1 protein-coding gene is annotated in these 465 nt (G+C 64.3%); it reads right to left on the bottom strand.

Translation table 11 applies throughout. The annotated features are described in order from the left end of the window. Positions 1-465 (bottom strand): hypothetical protein (locus AACY08_RS29425; RefSeq protein WP_339472600.1); only part of this gene is annotated, 465 nt, incomplete at both ends.

Below are 465 nucleotides of genomic sequence, written 5' to 3'. Positions count from 1 at the left end.
TTCCAGATTTGCACCGGCTGATGGCGCGCCTTCAGCACCCGCAGCTGTTCGGCCGTCAGTTGCGCGCCGTGATAGTAGCGACGGGAATCCTTCGCCTCCTCGACCTCCTCGACCTTGCTGTCGACATAGTCGAGATATTGCCGGCGCAGCTCACCAACCGACAGGAACTGGTCGGGATTGGTCTCGATGCCACCGGCCGGCGCCTGGCGCGAGAAGTCGTCCGACGTCTCGGGCTGGTCCTTCTGGAACACCGCGGACAGCCGCGCGCTATCGGCGCGGTCCATCTCATCGAGCGGGGAATATTCGACGACGGGCATCAGGCAAGAACCGGAAGTTCGGGCGAGGCCCCTTGCGGGTCCGCATCGCTCCAGAGCGAGGGAAAGCTGGCTGAACACCATGCTCGGCGTGTAGCCGAGTGGATAGGGCCTCGCCACCATGTCGATGCGCCGGATCAACTGGCCATCG

The organism is Pseudomonas sp. EL_65y_Pfl1_R83 (assembly GCF_963970695.1).
Lineage (GTDB): Bacteria > Pseudomonadota > Gammaproteobacteria > Pseudomonadales > Pseudomonadaceae > Aquipseudomonas > Aquipseudomonas tritici.
This window is presented reverse-complemented; position numbering and strand designations above follow the sequence as displayed.